Annotated in this window: 17 protein-coding genes; 6 read left to right on the top strand and 11 right to left on the bottom strand. The window is 51.0% G+C overall.

Translation table 11 applies throughout. From position 1 onward, the window contains the following. The first annotated feature begins 186 nt into the window (after positions 1-186). The 4 genes from B2R29_RS03080 to B2R29_RS03065 all read left to right on the top strand — a co-directional run bounded on the left by B2R29_RS03080 (position 187) and on the right by B2R29_RS03065 (position 1,772). A complete protein-coding gene (locus B2R29_RS03080; RefSeq protein ID WP_301179737.1) occupies positions 187-444 on the top strand; it encodes a hypothetical protein in 258 nt (85 codons plus the stop codon). Further along, positions 437-805, top strand: a complete 369-nt coding sequence (locus B2R29_RS03075; protein ID WP_301179736.1) for a hypothetical protein — start codon at positions 437-439, stop codon at positions 803-805. Before B2R29_RS03080 ends, B2R29_RS03075 begins: the two co-directional genes overlap by 8 nt. 158 nt (positions 806-963) lie before the next feature. Then, on the top strand, positions 964-1,362 hold the full coding sequence (locus B2R29_RS03070) for a hypothetical protein (RefSeq protein ID WP_139325867.1): 399 nt from the start codon (positions 964-966) through the stop codon (positions 1,360-1,362). Between the two features lie 5 nt (positions 1,363-1,367). Further along, a complete protein-coding gene (locus tag B2R29_RS03065) occupies positions 1,368-1,772 on the top strand; it encodes a hypothetical protein (RefSeq protein ID WP_301179735.1) in 405 nt (134 codons plus the stop codon). A 67-nt stretch (positions 1,773-1,839) separates the two neighbouring features. Here the strand turns inward: B2R29_RS03065 and B2R29_RS03060 are convergent, their stop codons facing one another. From B2R29_RS03060 to B2R29_RS03050, 3 genes are all read right to left on the bottom strand, one after another. Next, a complete protein-coding gene (locus B2R29_RS03060; protein ID WP_301179734.1) occupies positions 1,840-4,614 on the bottom strand; it encodes an ExeM/NucH family extracellular endonuclease in 2,775 nt (924 codons plus the stop codon). Between the two features lie 146 nt (positions 4,615-4,760). Beyond that, positions 4,761-5,261 carry an NUDIX domain-containing protein gene (locus B2R29_RS03055; RefSeq protein WP_300428611.1) on the bottom strand — a complete coding sequence of 167 codons (501 nt, stop codon included), beginning with the start codon at positions 5,259-5,261 and terminating at the stop codon, positions 4,761-4,763. Further along, complete coding sequence (locus B2R29_RS03050) at positions 5,258-6,250, bottom strand: CobW family GTP-binding protein (RefSeq protein ID WP_301179733.1); 993 nt, start codon at positions 6,248-6,250, stop codon at positions 5,258-5,260. Before B2R29_RS03050 ends, B2R29_RS03055 begins: the two co-directional genes overlap by 4 nt. A gap of 130 nt (positions 6,251-6,380) precedes the next feature. Between B2R29_RS03050 and B2R29_RS03045 the strand changes: the two genes are divergently transcribed. Next, positions 6,381-7,181: an inositol monophosphatase family protein gene (locus B2R29_RS03045; RefSeq protein ID WP_301179732.1), complete on the top strand. Its 801-nt coding sequence runs from the start codon at positions 6,381-6,383 to the stop codon at positions 7,179-7,181. Between the two features lie 19 nt (positions 7,182-7,200). On the opposite strand, the gene B2R29_RS03040 is transcribed toward B2R29_RS03045, so the two are convergent. From B2R29_RS03040 to B2R29_RS03005, 8 genes are all read right to left on the bottom strand, one after another. Further along, positions 7,201-8,151, bottom strand: a complete 951-nt coding sequence (locus B2R29_RS03040) for a lipase secretion chaperone (RefSeq protein ID WP_301179731.1) — start codon at positions 8,149-8,151, stop codon at positions 7,201-7,203. Position 8,152: 1 nt separating this feature from the next. Continuing rightward, positions 8,153-9,088, bottom strand: coding sequence for a lipase family alpha/beta hydrolase (locus tag B2R29_RS03035; protein ID WP_301179730.1), 936 nt, complete (start codon positions 9,086-9,088; stop codon positions 8,153-8,155). A gap of 309 nt (positions 9,089-9,397) precedes the next feature. After that, positions 9,398-10,330, bottom strand: coding sequence for an esterase/lipase family protein (locus B2R29_RS03030; protein WP_301179729.1), 933 nt, complete (start codon positions 10,328-10,330; stop codon positions 9,398-9,400). A 285-nt stretch (positions 10,331-10,615) separates the two neighbouring features. Beyond that, on the bottom strand, positions 10,616-11,650 hold the full coding sequence (locus B2R29_RS03025; protein ID WP_301179728.1) for an NAD(P)H-dependent flavin oxidoreductase: 1,035 nt from the start codon (positions 11,648-11,650) through the stop codon (positions 10,616-10,618). 91 nt (positions 11,651-11,741) lie between these two features. Then, the gene (locus B2R29_RS03020; protein ID WP_300428684.1) at positions 11,742-12,032 is read right to left on the bottom strand and encodes a hypothetical protein; all 291 of its coding nucleotides are present in this window, start codon (positions 12,030-12,032) and stop codon (positions 11,742-11,744) included. Between the two features lie 95 nt (positions 12,033-12,127). Further along, positions 12,128-13,480: a sensor histidine kinase gene (locus B2R29_RS03015; protein ID WP_301179727.1), complete on the bottom strand. Its 1,353-nt coding sequence runs from the start codon at positions 13,478-13,480 to the stop codon at positions 12,128-12,130. Continuing rightward, a complete protein-coding gene (locus B2R29_RS03010) occupies positions 13,480-14,175 on the bottom strand; it encodes a response regulator transcription factor (protein ID WP_301179726.1) in 696 nt (231 codons plus the stop codon). Before B2R29_RS03010 ends, B2R29_RS03015 begins: the two co-directional genes overlap by 1 nt. 83 nt (positions 14,176-14,258) lie before the next feature. Next, on the bottom strand, positions 14,259-14,555 hold the full coding sequence (locus tag B2R29_RS03005) for a late competence development ComFB family protein (protein ID WP_300428680.1): 297 nt from the start codon (positions 14,553-14,555) through the stop codon (positions 14,259-14,261). 96 nt (positions 14,556-14,651) lie between these two features. Between B2R29_RS03005 and B2R29_RS03000 the strand changes: the two genes are divergently transcribed. Beyond that, positions 14,652-15,068 (top strand): HPP family protein, encoded by a 417-nt coding sequence (locus B2R29_RS03000; RefSeq protein ID WP_301179725.1) that lies wholly within the window; start codon positions 14,652-14,654, stop codon positions 15,066-15,068. The last annotated feature ends 117 nt before the right edge of the window (positions 15,069-15,185 follow it).

Raw genomic sequence — 15,185 nt, 5'->3', positions numbered from 1 at the left:
TATGAGGGTGGCCTGAATGCGCAGCTACTGGGGTCACTGTCGCCCGCTGGCGGTAGCTGCGTCCTCTTCTAAACCAAGTACCGCTTTTTCCAAACTAAGTACCTCTTTCTTCAACCCGATAAGCCTCCTACACTACTAACCTGACTTACCTACCGGATCGGGCGAGTACCCGAACAGCACCAACATATGCCATTAAAAGAGTGGATCAGTTCAAAACAGGGGAAGGAAAGACGATACCTGACCCGCTTCTCAATAGGCGCTACGCTTTTTTTTGCCGGTTCTGGCGCCATGCTGTTTGCTGATAACCGAATATCGCCATCTCTGACTCAGGAAGTCGTAACGCTGATCGGTATGACGACCGCAGCAAGCGGTGCCCTTATTTCTCTGAGCGCCTATATAATGCTCACCCTACTTCGACTGTTTTCGGATACCCGCAATGACTGAACGCTTCCCGGACCTTGAGATTTACCTGATGAAAGGCGACCCAGCCAAAGTTACCGAGTGGCTACGTTCAGTACTGGGAGAGATCAACACAATAAAGGACACTGGCACTCATCAACACTGGCGCTCAGGCGGTATGGATATCTATATGAACGCCAACGCTGAAAAGAACTTCTCCAGCCTCTGGTTCAAACAGAACGATACGCCGTGGAATACCGACCTGGAAGCAGCACGAGCTGCCTGGCAAGCCTTAGAGACCGAAGTCCGCTGTAGCGACAGTGGCTGGGAAGAATCAGAAAGCGACTCAGGAAAAGAAGGCTGGGTGAAACTGAACGCCCGGGGCGAGAAGCCTTTCAACTGGTAATTTTGCTTTTTCTATCGAATGTGGCTTTCCCTATAAAAAGTAACTTTTTCTATCTGAAAGCCACTTTTGATAAATATTTGCAATAGTCACAGCATTGCAATTGATAATAATTCGCATTAACTTATTCCTATCCGATGGAGGAAGAGCTAATGCGATCCATGCAAACTGTACCAGACGACCCAAAGCCCTGTGATACTACCCCAGGTTTGTCCCGGCACGATCAATTTACAGTGCTCGAACTGAGTATCACCAATTACCGTTCATTGAATAGCGAATTGTTGGATCATTATCTGGACACAGGTCTCGACCTTGCCATCAATGCTGGAAGCTCAGGTTTAACACGCCTGCAGGAAAGCTGGCTGCGCAGAATCTACACAACGCTACGTTCAATCAGCCTCGACCCAGAGTGCGAAGAAGCCTCGCGCACCCTCTGCTTCGATGCTCTGTATCAGGTGTTCTTCGCCCTACGCCATATGTACAAGGCCCGCCCGGGTGGTGAGCGCAGTCTTCGTAACCTTGTCCGCGAAATGCAGTTTATCAGTCACCATCTGGTGTAACCGGTATGCGCAAGCGAATCCCTCTGTACCCAACGCAAGAAAAACCAAAGAATCCAGGTGCCATGTCTTGCGCTGCGATGATCTGCACCGCGGGTTGTCCTGCTGACATTACCGAGCAACTCGCAGAGTCGCTGCCCAATATTTGCTTTGACTGTTATGCCACAGAAGTCGCCAGCGCTCAGAATATCTGCCCGTACAAAGATATTTATCTGTTAATTTCAGCGGAGGATATTATTGGTATTGAGGAAGATTGGCTGGATACCACAACGGCCTTTAAAGGTATCAGCCTGAAAGAAAGGAACGTATTTATTCAAGGATATCGGAATGAATTATTGAGCCCCGACTGGGAAGCCTTACTAAGTAGCTTCGCCAGTCGGGGAGCCCTGCCTGTGCTGCTAGGGCCCTCCTAGTCCAGCACAGGCGACGTTAACGTCTGATCTGGCCTGACCTGACAAGCAGACCAGATCTATTCAGAAATTAACGCCCAAACAGCCAGGAGAAGATCGACCGGAAGAATTCATAAACCCGGTTGAAGAAGTTCGCGGCCGGGCGCTCGTCACGAATGTCTACGACCAGCTGAATGCTTTCTCCACCATCGCTGACTTCAACCGTTGCCGACACAGGCAGCTGATTCAGAAGATCACGATCAGCCACACCTGACAACACACCCATTGAGCTCAGCGTCATGCCTTGCGGCAGTGTGACCGCCTGATAAGACAGAAGATCACCGTCGGCATCAGTCACATACGCACTGAGATCGACAGCAATATTCTGGTTACGGCGAGTCACTTCAATCGCCGGGATATCCGCTACCTGTTCTGGAGCAACGTTTGGCTCTTCGATCATCAGGCCGACCACAATCGGATCGTGATCCGATGAGCGGTAAGCATCCGGCGCTGCGTAACTATCCACCGAGCGATATGGCTGACCATTGGCTTCGGTCAGGTAATCCACCAGCGAATCTTCAACCGAGTTAATGTGCCACGCATCCACACTCACCACCTGAGCGAGCAGATCGTCAGTCGCCAGTGCGTGATCCAGTGAACCCAGCAGGCCCGAGAAGGTATAACTGTATGGCCGCTCTTCGGTGGCGGCATCGGTGTATTTCAGGTTGGTGAAACCGGCGGAGTAGAACGCCTGCATCGGATCTTCCTGGCTGTACGCATTCAGGTCGCCAAGAATCATCACCTGCTCATCGTCAGCGAGAAATTCAACTAAGGCCTGTGCCGCACGGGTACGGTTAATGTTGCAGCTGCCCTGACCATCCAACCCTTCGTCCGGTTCATTACACGCAGACCCTTTTGACTTCAGGTGGTTAACGGCAAAGGTGATTTCCTGGCCATCAACATTAAAGGTCTGAATTAATGCAGGGCGGTTTTTCGTGTCATCAAACAGCGGGATATTATTTTCATCCAGTGGTGAATTACTGGAATCAAGGACACGCGCTGCACCCACCGGTGTGACGCGATCAGCGCGATAAATCAGACCAACGGCGATTTCATCAGTGCCGATACGATTACCGCCCGGATTAATCACAGAATATTCATCACCCGGCGCCTGCACAGCGTTCAAAGCTTCTGTCAGTTCAACGATGGCGCTCTCTGCATCCCAGCCGTCGTTCTCAAGCTCCATCAAACCAATCACATCAGCGTTCATGGCATCCAGTGCTGCAACGATCTTCGCGGTCTGCATATCAAGCGCGTCAGCGCTTGGGGCGCCACGAGACGTCGGGAAGCCACCCCCCATGCCATCACCATTAAAGAAGTTAAGAACATTCATACCAACAACCACCAGGTTCGCCTGGTCAGACACCTGAGGCACCAGTGTGCGTGGGTGTGTAGGATCAATGGTGATCGCCGCTGGAATAACCGTGTAATTATCGCGGAACGCGTTCATCACACCAGCGAACGCAGGAACGGAATAACCGATACGTACCGGGTTATCTGCGGAGAAACCCGAGTCATCCGGGAAAGGAATAAATTCCGGATACGACGCCGACACACCGTCATCAATTAACAGCGTGTCCAGCACCCGGTTTGGCTCTGCCGCCAGCGCTTCGGCTGAACCCGGCAGCGCAATTTCAGTACCCTGAAAATGCAGACGTGAAGACACAGCAAACTGGCCGTAATTACCGAAGCCGTAGCCGGTACCAAACAGGTCACTGATCAGCAGCGACTGATCGCTTTCTACCAGCATGCCTTCGACCGCTTCGAATTCGGCCAGATCAGCCACCGGCAGAGTCAGCTCAATGGCTGCCGGCAATGCATTGCCTGACGAGCAGACGGCAATATCAGAAATATTGCTCAACTGAGTTACGTTGTTGTATTCGCCAACCGTTGCCTGCAAACGCACGCGATCACCAACAGAGACGTTCTCGCTGTAGTTGTAAACAAATACACCTTCCGAAGTCATCGGGTCAGTATCGGTTTCATTGTCGGCCTGCTGCAGCCAGAAACCACTGTACTGGTAAGAATATTCGCCGTTCGCCAGAGTGCCGCCCTGCAGGTCGGTAGTCACGATGGCTTCAACGATGACCTGCTGGCCATTCATTGGGCTGGCATCGTTCGCGATATCTGTAATTAATCCCTGAATTGCGCTGATCGGGGTAGCGACATCACCACAGGCACCCAGTGTTGGCTCAGGCTCACTGCCGCCACAGGCATTTGCTTCGCCCGGCGTTGGCAGATCAGCAACAAAGCCTTCGGTGTCGCGGGCACCGCCCGAACAACGTTGCAACGAATGGTGATCTTTATTGCCGCTCATGGCTTCGTTCAGTTGAGGCTGACCAGCATTCAGCAGAGGTAACAGGCCAGCGTCATCACTATCATTGGTGTCGTAAACAACCGCATCGATCAGGCCGTCCGTCGTTACAGGGGTACCATTCGGAAAGTCTGACGCCGGGCGGGAAAACAGTGCAACGGCATCTGCGCCGTTCTGAACCAGATTGCTGTCAGGCGACAGATCCAGGTCGCAATTGCTGACGTTGCTATCATCGCCGCAAACAACGAAGTACCCATCAGCGTTGGTCTGAAAGCCATTCAGTGAAATGGATTTATAGCTGGCATCACCGTTACCATTAAACAGAACTAATGACAGGCCATTCAGTGACTGAGCACCGAGACCGCCATCATAAAGCTCGATAAATTCAGCCGTGTCGGTGCTGGGGGTATCAGCATCGGTTTCATTGATCAGAATATCGGCATGCGCAGCACTCGCAGAGAGCATTGCCAGCCAGAGAAGAGAACGTTTCATTACATCACCATCCGGTAGAAAAACCAGCGGGTATTCAGTCAGAAACAGATGTCATTGCCGGGTCACTTTTCTTACGGTTTTACGGCGTATTTATTACGGTTTATTAAACGTATTTTTTATAAGGTTTCCCGGCACTCAATGATGTCTTAAGAGGTTTTCCCGTCGAGCCAGCGCTGAACGATTTTTCCGGTCGCCGAACCCCAGCCTTTCAGTTTTTCAACGGGGATGATTTTGTATTCATCCAGTTCATTCTCATCCAGTGCGATATTCCCCTCCGCGTAGATATGAAAGCCGATAATGATCTGATTATATTCATGACCATTAAAACCTTTGCCATCGAACAGCTCGAAACCAATAAAGTCAGCCTGTGTTGCTTTTAAGCCGAGTTCTTCTTCGGTTTCTCGCAGAGCACAGATCTCAGGCGTTTCTCCACGCTCCAGAAAGCCGGTAATAATACTATATTTGCCCGCGGGCCAGAGCTTGTTGTGGGCCAACACCACACCATCTGGCGTTTCGACTACGACTGCCACCACGGGTGTCGGGTTATCCCAGAAGACAAAGCCACATTGCACTGCACAAGCGCGTCGCTTTTCACCATCAATGACCTGAATATTGATATCAGCTTTGCATTGCGGGCAGTATTTCATTGTTCGCTCCGACACTTTTTCAGTGATATTTCCAATGCGTCAGCATCTGGTGTGGTTTCGGTAATAATTTCCAGCCGACTTTCTTCCAGCGCGCGGGTCGGCATTTCTGAAAGTACACCATCACGCCAATTGAGAACATAATGCCCCTGCTCGGTGTGGATTAATGCTTTCGCACGCACCACCCTCCCCTCATCCGAATCGAGCTGGTCAAACCAGTAGCGCAGCGCATCGAGAGAAAACACCCATTCGCCAGAGATCAGCCAGCCGCAGGAAAAGTGCCCCTCACCGTGGCTTTCCAGACGACGAATCTCCTCACCGGCCTGCAAGGCAACCGGCGCAGCCGGCTCTTTACTGTGGTGATGATGATGGCCGCGATCTTTCAATTGCAGGCGCTCAGGGTTGGTGGACAATTCCAGCAAGGAAGCCTCCAGCCGGCCCTGTTGCGTGCGTACAACCTCCGCCTTAGGAGGTGTTGCTGATGCCGCCAATGCATCGAATGCCGCCAGATCATCAACGGAGCAAAGATCGGTTTTATTGGCGACCAGTACATCAGCCAGTGTGATCTGATCGTTAAAGGTATCATTATCGGTGTAGCGTGAGTCCTTCAGATGACGTGGGTCGATCAGGCAGAGGTTGGCTCCAGCCGTCAGCAGATCGCGATAGTCATCGCTGCGCAGTGTGGTCAGTACTTTGCGAGGATGCCCCAGGCCGGTAGGTTCAATTAACAGAACGTCGGGTTTTTCTTTGGCGAGCAACATATTCAGCCCCATCTGAAACGGCAGCCCGGACACGCAACACAGGCAACCGCCGGGCACTTCACGCACGACAGCGCCATTGGCTTCGAGGATGGCGCCATCGACACCCACTTCGCCAAATTCATTCACTAATACGGCCCACTTCTCGTTACCGGGGGACTGTTGCAAAAGGTCCAGAATGGCAGTTGTTTTACCCACTCCCAGAAACCCAGTGATCAGATGTACTCGTGTCATACCCTTTGCTCAGACGCTAAAAAGATACAGTGTAACACTCTCTCACCTTCCCGACCCGGTCCGGCTCTCTGGTAAGCCGTGTTTTCGAAGCGCATACTCGCAAACACTGAACTCCTGTGGTGACTGGAACATGCACGAGACCAATATTCTGACATTAGCACTGCGATTAGCTAAAGAGGCAGGCGACCTGATTGCCAGCCAAAGAAAGTCACTGTCGTTGTCCTACAAAAATGGCAGCGAACTGGTTACCCAGGCTGACGTCGCGGCTGACGAGCTGATTACAGCCGCGATTCGTCGTAACTACCCGGATCATCAGATTCTGTCTGAAGAGCTGAATCCCGATGAGCTGGCAAAGGCAGGCCAACAGGAACACTTATGGATCGTCGACCCGATCGATGGCACCGTTAATTTTGCTCACAATCACCCTCAGGTCGCTGTCTCGATTGCCTACTATCACAATGGAAAAGCGCGAGTGGGTGTCGTTCACAATCCATTTCTCAATGAGACATTCCATGCACAGGCAGGAAAAGGCGCACGGCTCAACGATGTACCGATTCACTGCTCAGATAAAACGGATCTTGGCCGCTCAATCATCGCCACCGGTTTCCCATACGAGATTGATAACCTCGCTTTATTAATGCGGCGACTTGAGCACGTTCTGGCGCACTGCGCAGATATACGCCGCTTAGGTTCTGCAGCACTGGATATCTGCTGGGTAGCTTGTGGGCGTCTGGATGGTTACTACGAATCGGTCAAACCCTGGGACTTTGCCGCAGCGCAACTGATCGCCCGCGAGGCTGGAGCCTGTTTTGGACATATCCAGGCATTAAATGAAGAAATGAACCCCCAGCTGTGCGGTGACAATATTCTGATCTCAGCACCGTCGCTGTTTAAACCATTACAGGCACTTCTTGCTGATGCTGGGGATTAACACTTACGCTCTACAGAAGCTAATCTGAGCTTGCCTGTAACGCAGCATCGACACGCTTCTGCTCAACAGGAGAAAAATGCTCAGTCAGGTAGGCCTCAGTCAGATCATCAATATTTTTCTTATCTGCATTGTGTTCCAGAAAGGCTCTGTAGTCTGACAGTCGGGCATGCCACTGCTGGCGTTCAACATCCAGAGCTGCCAGCCGGTCTGCAGCGGCTTGCCCAAATCGCTCTTTCCTGGCCTCCCAGAGTGCCTGAGGGTCATCGATGGTATCCCGCAAACTCTGAGAGGTTTCGATACTTCGGGCTTTCTCCCTCGCAACACGCAGATGAAGTGGCAATGTATCTTCCAGTTGGTCCAGTGCCGCCGTGTCACCACCGTTCTTAGCAAGTCGCATTCTTTCTAGAGAATAGCGATCCAACGCCTCATCGTCGCCGAAAAATGCAGCAATCGTAGTATCAGCAAAGTAGATACGGCGCAGATCTTCTAACCACTCCATACGCGCGACCAGACCATCCAGATCGGCGCCATTCACTTTTCTTCCGCTGACTTCATCGTAGCGCGAAATATCATCAAGATACGCAAGATACTTATGTAAAAGGTCCAGTGCCTGCTGATCAGCAGGCGCTGGCAAAGTGCGCATCTCTGCTTCCATAAATTCAGTGATTTCCTGAATACTGAATTCACCCACAGAGCTGAGATAGAAATCCATCCACCGTTTGAGATCGCGATTTACCAACAGGTTTCCATTCAATACCTGCAGCCGTCCATCCGGAGTAGCACCTCTGAATGTTGCCGACTGCAGGAAACGTGAACGTAACGGGCTGTCAGCTATCGGTCTTCTGGCGTCAATAGATTGCGACGAAGAGGGTTCTGACTGGCTGATCACAACGCCTCCCTGAGGGAGCCAAAAGAAGCCAGCGACAGCCGCTGACATCACTAAAGCGACAACGACTATGCTGACTTTCATATCAGAGACCGTCGTTCTTGAGGCGGTTAGCGTGCGTGCGGAACACCGTCAAAGGATCGGTTTCGCTCAGGTCATGAATACCGAGCATCTGGTTCACCTCATCCAGATGGGTCATAGCAAAATCATTGCGGATGACCATACCCAGGTTACTCGTGCACGGGTCGACAAAACCATCGTTAGCAACCCCGTCAGGGAAGAACTGCGAGAACGCGATAGTAATCGGCTCCAGCGGGTCCAGGAGATTGGTCGCTGGCTTCGCTCCGGCCCAGGAGTAGTAGTGCACGCCGTTATATTCATAGCCCCCCTCGCCGCAATCACTTTCTGGAATTCCACCGGGGTGTGCTGCATTGAAGATAACCGATGCATCAGTTGTCATTGACCGCACAGACTCAACAGGCGCCAGTGGAAGATCACTGCCCGAAGCAAAGGATATAAACCCAGAAATCCCTGAAATAAATACATCAAAGGCCGTCCCGAACACATCAGAGTTATCGGACCATTCCATGAGTGTATCAGCCACGACTGTGCCTTTATTGACGCCAGAAATAGAGGAAACCGATGCAATAATGTCCGGTCTCACTGACCCAGCGTAGCGCGTCGTAGGACCACCATGGCTGTGCCCAATCAGATTTACCTTTTCTGCGCCTGTAATAGCCAGAATATCCTCAACCTGCTCAATTAGTTGTTCACCGCGAACTTCTGGGTAGTTAGTATTTGATACTGTTGCAACAAATACTTCTGCGCCATCCTGTTGCAGTGTTTCCGGAATGTTATACCAGTAATCAACACCGACCAGCTGATCAAATCCAAGAAAACCATGAACAAGTACGATAGGATATTTTGTTTCGGTATACCCGGTTTCTAAGGTTTCGGACATAGCCATAACCTGTGAAGACACAGTAGCTGCTGCTACTGCTGTAAGCAGATATTTTTTCATTTCCTGTTCCTCACCCTATTATTTTTATTTGGTGCTTTGGCCAGAGCGAAAAAAGTATACAAATGTTTATCTTGTATAAAATGCTTTATCCGGACATAAAAGTACTTATAAAGACAGGGTTACAAAACAACTACATTCGAGGTAAATTATCCGGACGCGCTAATACCTAAGAGTGAGAGATACCCCTTAACAGACTATTATCGAAAATTAAAAACCGAAGAAAGACAGGCTAATTTTTAATAGCCTGTCAGAAAGAATGATCAGAATCGGTTTAATTTCTCTTTTTAATTGTGGTCTATTTTATCAGGACTATAGACCGTGTCGTTTTAAACGATGAGCGTGTGTACGAAAAACAGTCAGGGGATCGGTTTCATTTAAACCATGTAATCCGAGCAACTGATTTACTTCATCAAAATGGTTCATTTTGAAATCGTTGCGGATAACCATCCCCAGGTTCGTAGAGCATGCTCCCACCAGACCATCGTTTGCTTCGCCTGCCGGGAAGAAGAGTGAGGCTGCCGCCGATACATAGTCAAAAGGATCAAGCGCATTGGTCAGTACCTGAGATCCGGTCCAGGAGTAATATCTCACTCCCTGATATTCGTATTCTCCCTCACCACATGTCGTTTCAGGAACGCCACCTGGGTGCTGTTCATTGAAACGCTCTGCTTCAGCAAAGGTCATTGAGCCCACGGATGCTGCCAGATCCTGTTCGTATCCACCGCCAGAAACAAAGTCGATGACCGTGGCCAGAGCATTGCCCAGGTTCGTTACGAGAGAGGGATTCTCCGGACTTCCACTTATTCCGTTTACACCTTCTGCAACCGGTGTGCCTTTATTCACACCACCAATAGAGGTGACGGAAGCCACTAAATCGGGGCGCACAGAGGCAACATAGCGCGTAGTCGGACCACCGTGGCTGTGTCCGATCAGGTTTACTTTCTCAGCGCCTGTAATCGCCAGAATTTCTTCAATTTGTGGAATTAACTGCTCGCCTCTGATTTCAGGACTGTTCGCCGCAGCCACTTGTGTCAGGTAGACATCTGCACCGTCTTCTTGCAGAGTTTCGGGGACTCTATTCCAGTAATCAACACCGAGAATTTCGTCAAACCCAAACAAACCATGCGCCAGAACAATGGGATATTTCGTCTCTGTATAGCCAGTTTCAACAGTTTCCGACATCGCAGAAACCTCCGCCGACATAGTGGCCGCAACCACTGCCGTAAGCAGATACTTTTTCATTTTCTGTTCCTCACCCTATTATTTTTATGTGGTGCTATGGCCAGAGCGAGAACAAGTATACAAATGTCTATCTTTTGAAGAATGCTTTATACGGACAAAGAAGGATTAATAGAGACAGGGTTACAAAAGCACTACGCGAATTCGTGCATTATCCGGACAGCCTCATACCTAGGAATGAAATTGGCCAGAAAAAACCGAGAAGGTCATTTCATGGAAGGTGTAAATGAAAAAGAGGGATATAAAAAAATAAAAACAGGCTATCCGCAGATAGCCTGTATGGCGTCATCAGGAAAAGAAGCGGTTATTGCTTTCATGCATCGCTTTGGCGTCTGCCAGAATACGATCTACCAGCTCCTGAACCGTTGGTATGTCCTCGATCAAACCCTGAGTCTGACCAATGAACTGCACGCCTTTATCAAGATCACCATTGATTGTTGCGGCCTGCAGGCGCGGCACACTGGCACCGAAGTATGCGAGCAGCTTGATTTTATCGAGCATCACCATCATGCCGAGCATGATCTTCCATACTGGCTGTTTAACGATCTTGGCTGCTTTCGTCGCTTCAATACCTGCCATGATGAGATTCATAGGGCGTTTGGTTTCTTTGACTGAGCGCGGCGTCTTCATCACTCGGGCCCAGAGGCCATCAAAGTTTTTAGAGTAGATAGTTTCCTGCTCGGACTTCTTAATCACAGTCTCTTTAACATGGTTATGCAGCGGACTGTCTGCACTGGTCGCAAATCGGGAGCCCATTGCTACCGCTTCGGCGCCGAGAGAAAGCGCTGCCATTAAGCCACGGGCATCGGCAAAGCCACCGGTGGCGATGACAGGAATATCTACTTTGCTGGCGATAGAGGGTACCAGCACCAGTGATGTCACATCACCGCCGTGGGCAGCGGCTTCATGACCAGTCACCAGCAGAGCATCCGCACCGATACTCTGAGCTGATAATGCGTGCTTTTCTGACACGACGGTAGCGATCACTTTGCCACCGTATTCATGAGCTTTTTTAACCAGCCAATCGCCTTTACCCAGCGAAAAGTTAATAACAGGTACCTTTTCTTCCAGTGCGATCATGGCATTTTCTTTCGCGCCCGGCATGAGCAGAGTCACGCCTACGCCGAAAGGTTTATCCGTCAGTTCACGGATTTCACGAATAGCGGCTCGGGTTTCTTCTGGAGTCAGAGGCCCACTGGCAAGAATACCAAGGCCGCCCGCATTCGATACGGCAGCAACAAGCTGAGGAGTAGAGATCCAGCTCATCCCCGGAAGGATCAGGGGAGCTTCGATACCTAAAAGTTCAGTGATACGTGTTTTCATGCTGGTTTCCCGAGATTAGACGGGCACCACTTTATCGGCTGGATGGGATTTGTCCATTGCCGAAATGACGCAATTCTTAAGGGAGGTATTTTTAGCGGCGACGCTCAGCATCCTGAACGAAGTTACGGAACATCTCCTGACGCTGCTCCGTCGACATATCACGCAGCTGTTCAAGATGACGCTGTCGCTCGTTGATGTCGGGATTACCCGCACCCGGCGGCATTTGTTGCAGCGCCTGATAAAAATTATCCAGTGCCTGACGTTGTTCTGGCTGGCTGTTGCTCCACTCAACCGACATGTCCGGGCGTGCGCCTGAATGCGGCGGGTTTGCCAAAGCGACCGCCGGAAGACACATCAATATCAGAGTGGGAATCAAACGCACAATACAACCTGCTTATTCTTGTAGACTTGTATTGTAACGGCAGCTCAACAATTTATTACAGCAGAGAGAAGTAAACCCAACGTAAAGAGGCCATTTCAGCCCGCTGGAGGAAGGTCAATAGTGACCATCAGGCCACCCTCACGATGGTTGCGCAATGAAATCTGCCCCCGATGATGCGACACCACCCGATGTGCAATAGCGAGGCCCAGACCAAAACCGCGATGTCCTTGCCCCAGTCGCTCCCGCGCAGACTCAGCCCGAACAAACGGGCGCAAAAGATCTTCCAGTTTATCGTCAGGCACCCCTGGCCCATGATCCCGGATCACAATCCGGATCAGGCCATTTTTCATCCGCGCTGACAGATCAACACTGGTACCCTCCTGAGTGTGTAGCAACGCATTGCGGGTGATATTTTCAAACGCAGACTTAAGCAGTTTTCGATCGCCAAATACCACCGGCAAGCCCTCTGCCAGTGTCAGATTCACTTCACTGTCCGGATGCTCAAACCGGGCATCATCGACGACTTGCTGCAATACATTATCGCAATGCACGTCGCTCCAATGGCTATGGTCCTGCTGAGCATCAAGCTTGGCCATGTTCAGGAGATCTTCAATCATCTCATTGAGCCGGTGTGTTTCCAGCTCGATACGATCCAGATGCTCCTCCTGATCAGGTACCGCATCAAGACGAGCTAGCTCCAGAGCCACAGTACTGCGAGCCAGAGGCGATCGCAACTCGTGGGAAACATCACTGACGAGCTGCTTCTGGTCATGTATCAGACGCTCAATGTAACCCGCCATATGATTAAACTCGCGGCTCAGCTCACCCAGTTCATCCCGTCGCCTTAGTGATCTTGGGTCCATTCGGGCATGCCAGTCTCCACTGGCAAAGGCCTGAACCGTTTTCTGCATGAATCGCACAGGGCGCGTGAGATAGCCAGAGAGCAGAAGGCTCCAGACAGCAAAGATCAGAAAGGACGCGAGTAACCCCCAGCCGAGATAAGCCGGCAAATTAAACACCACCAGCGGATGCATAAACTCAACCACGAGGAGATACACCCGGCCCCCAGCACTTTCGATTGGGGCTTTCACGAGAATTTCAGAGCGACTGACAGGATTTACCTGAGCCTCATAGCTTTCTGCCGATAAGGCATAGTTGACGACAGTCGCGGGAGGGTCGGGTAGCAGGCTCAGCCCCTGATCATCAAAAACATAGGCATTAACACTCGGATGCCTTTCAAACCGTAGTAACCACTCCAGCAACAAGGGTTCGCCACCCTGCTGAAGAATCAGCTCAGCCGCAGAGATGTAGCCTCCGGTCGGTGCGATCAGGTTGACCGAATCATTGGACCACTGGCGATAATAGGCTGCCAGAGTAATGGTGACAGCCGTGGTTACCAAAGCAGTCACCATAAAGGCGAGATAGATCTTGAGAAATACGCCGCGCATCAGTCTTCAGCTGATCCCTGCTCCATCTGGTACATGTAACCGACACCACGGACGGTCTTAATGCGCTGCTCTCCGCCAGGCGAAGGCCCCAGTTTCTTGCGCAGATTACTCAGATGCATATCGAGACTGCGGTCAAACAGGGTCAATGAACGTTGCATCGACTGCTCAGCGAGGCGGTTCTTGTCGACAACTTTGCCGGCTTCACGTACCAGAACACCCAGAATATTGAATTCTGTGACCGTAAGGTCGAGTTCTTCGCCGTTGCGGTGCACGATGTGCTTGTCGAAGTCGATCACCAGATCTTCTACTTCCAGCGTTGCAGAGATGACATCTGCCGAACGACCTCGTCGCAGAATGGACCGCAGCCGGGCAGACAGTTCTCGGGGGTTACACGGCTTGGGAATATAGTCGTCTGCGCCAATCTCGAGCCCTTGAATGCGATCCATTTCATCGCCCTTCGCAGTGAGCATCAGAACAGGAACGTCACTGCGGGTACGGATTTGCCCAAGAATGTCGATACCACTACCTCCGGGCAGCATAACATCAAGCACAACGGCCTGATAACGTGCACTCAGAGCCTCAGCCAAGCCTTCTTCTGCAGTGTGGACGGCGGTTACTTTAAATAGCTCACGCTCAAGGTAGCGGGTCAGCAATGCCGTCAGTTCAGTATCGTCATCCACCAATAAGATATTCATTAATTACTCCATCAGGCAGCCACTGAACCCGGCGTGCCAATCCTGTCTTATTATTCAAACCTGTCGTTACAATAATACGCCGCTCAACCGATGTCATTGCCCGCGTCGTCTTCTCGCCGGTGAGAATCAACGAAGCGTATTGCATCGGCGACGCCATCACGGACCCGTTGGCGGGTCATAATCAGCTCATCCGGGGACATATAAAACGCCATATCCACCTCGTACCGGATGTATTTCGGTGGCAACCTGTTAAGTGCAACACAAGCAATATCAGCCATAGCGCCCGTCGATACATCACGCCCCGCTGCATTCAGTTGAGTGACAATTTCTTCGGCCACCATCTGCTCGTAGTAGTTACGGATACTGTCTGAAAAACTCATGAAACCTCCCTTCCGGCGTGACTATCTGATTTCAGAATAGCAGCTCCCCGGTTAAGTGCTTTACTTTAGGTAAGGTAATGAAAGAGATCTGAAATTATGCAAACCGTCAGCGACATCATGACCCGCGACGTCAAAACCCTCGGCACCGAATCTACGTTGCGCGATGCCGAAGAATTGATGCGGGAGCACCACGTACGCCATATTCCAGTGGTCAATGAATCAGGCTCAATTAAGGGCGTGCTGAGTCAGAAAGAGTTTCTGCGTGAAGCGTTCCGGATTACCGATAAATTTGGCGCCCACCATCTGCAGGACTATCTGGCGAAAACGCCGGTACTCGACTGCCTGGACAAAGAAATCGATACCTTACCCGCAGATACGCCGCTTAAGACAACCGGAGAGCGCTTGAGAGCTGAGAAAGAAGGTTGTCTGCTGATCGCAGACGAAGAGGGAAACCTGCTCGGGATTGTCACCTCGCAGGATTTTGTCCGACTGGCGCTGGATCTTCTGGACTGATCAGCCCAGAAGAACAGCTGTAGGCTTACTGATCGCCAGTTTTTTTCCAACCGGCGATATTGCGCTGCTTACCACGCGCGACTGCCAACTCGTCTGCACCGACCTCTTTAGTGATGG

Origin of the sequence: Thalassolituus sp. UBA3500, assembly GCF_002377545.1 — a bacterium.
Classification (GTDB): Bacteria; Pseudomonadota; Gammaproteobacteria; order Pseudomonadales; family Oceanobacteraceae; genus Thalassolituus.
Note: the sequence above shows the minus strand (reverse complement) of the source record. Positions and strands in the feature narration are given on the sequence as shown.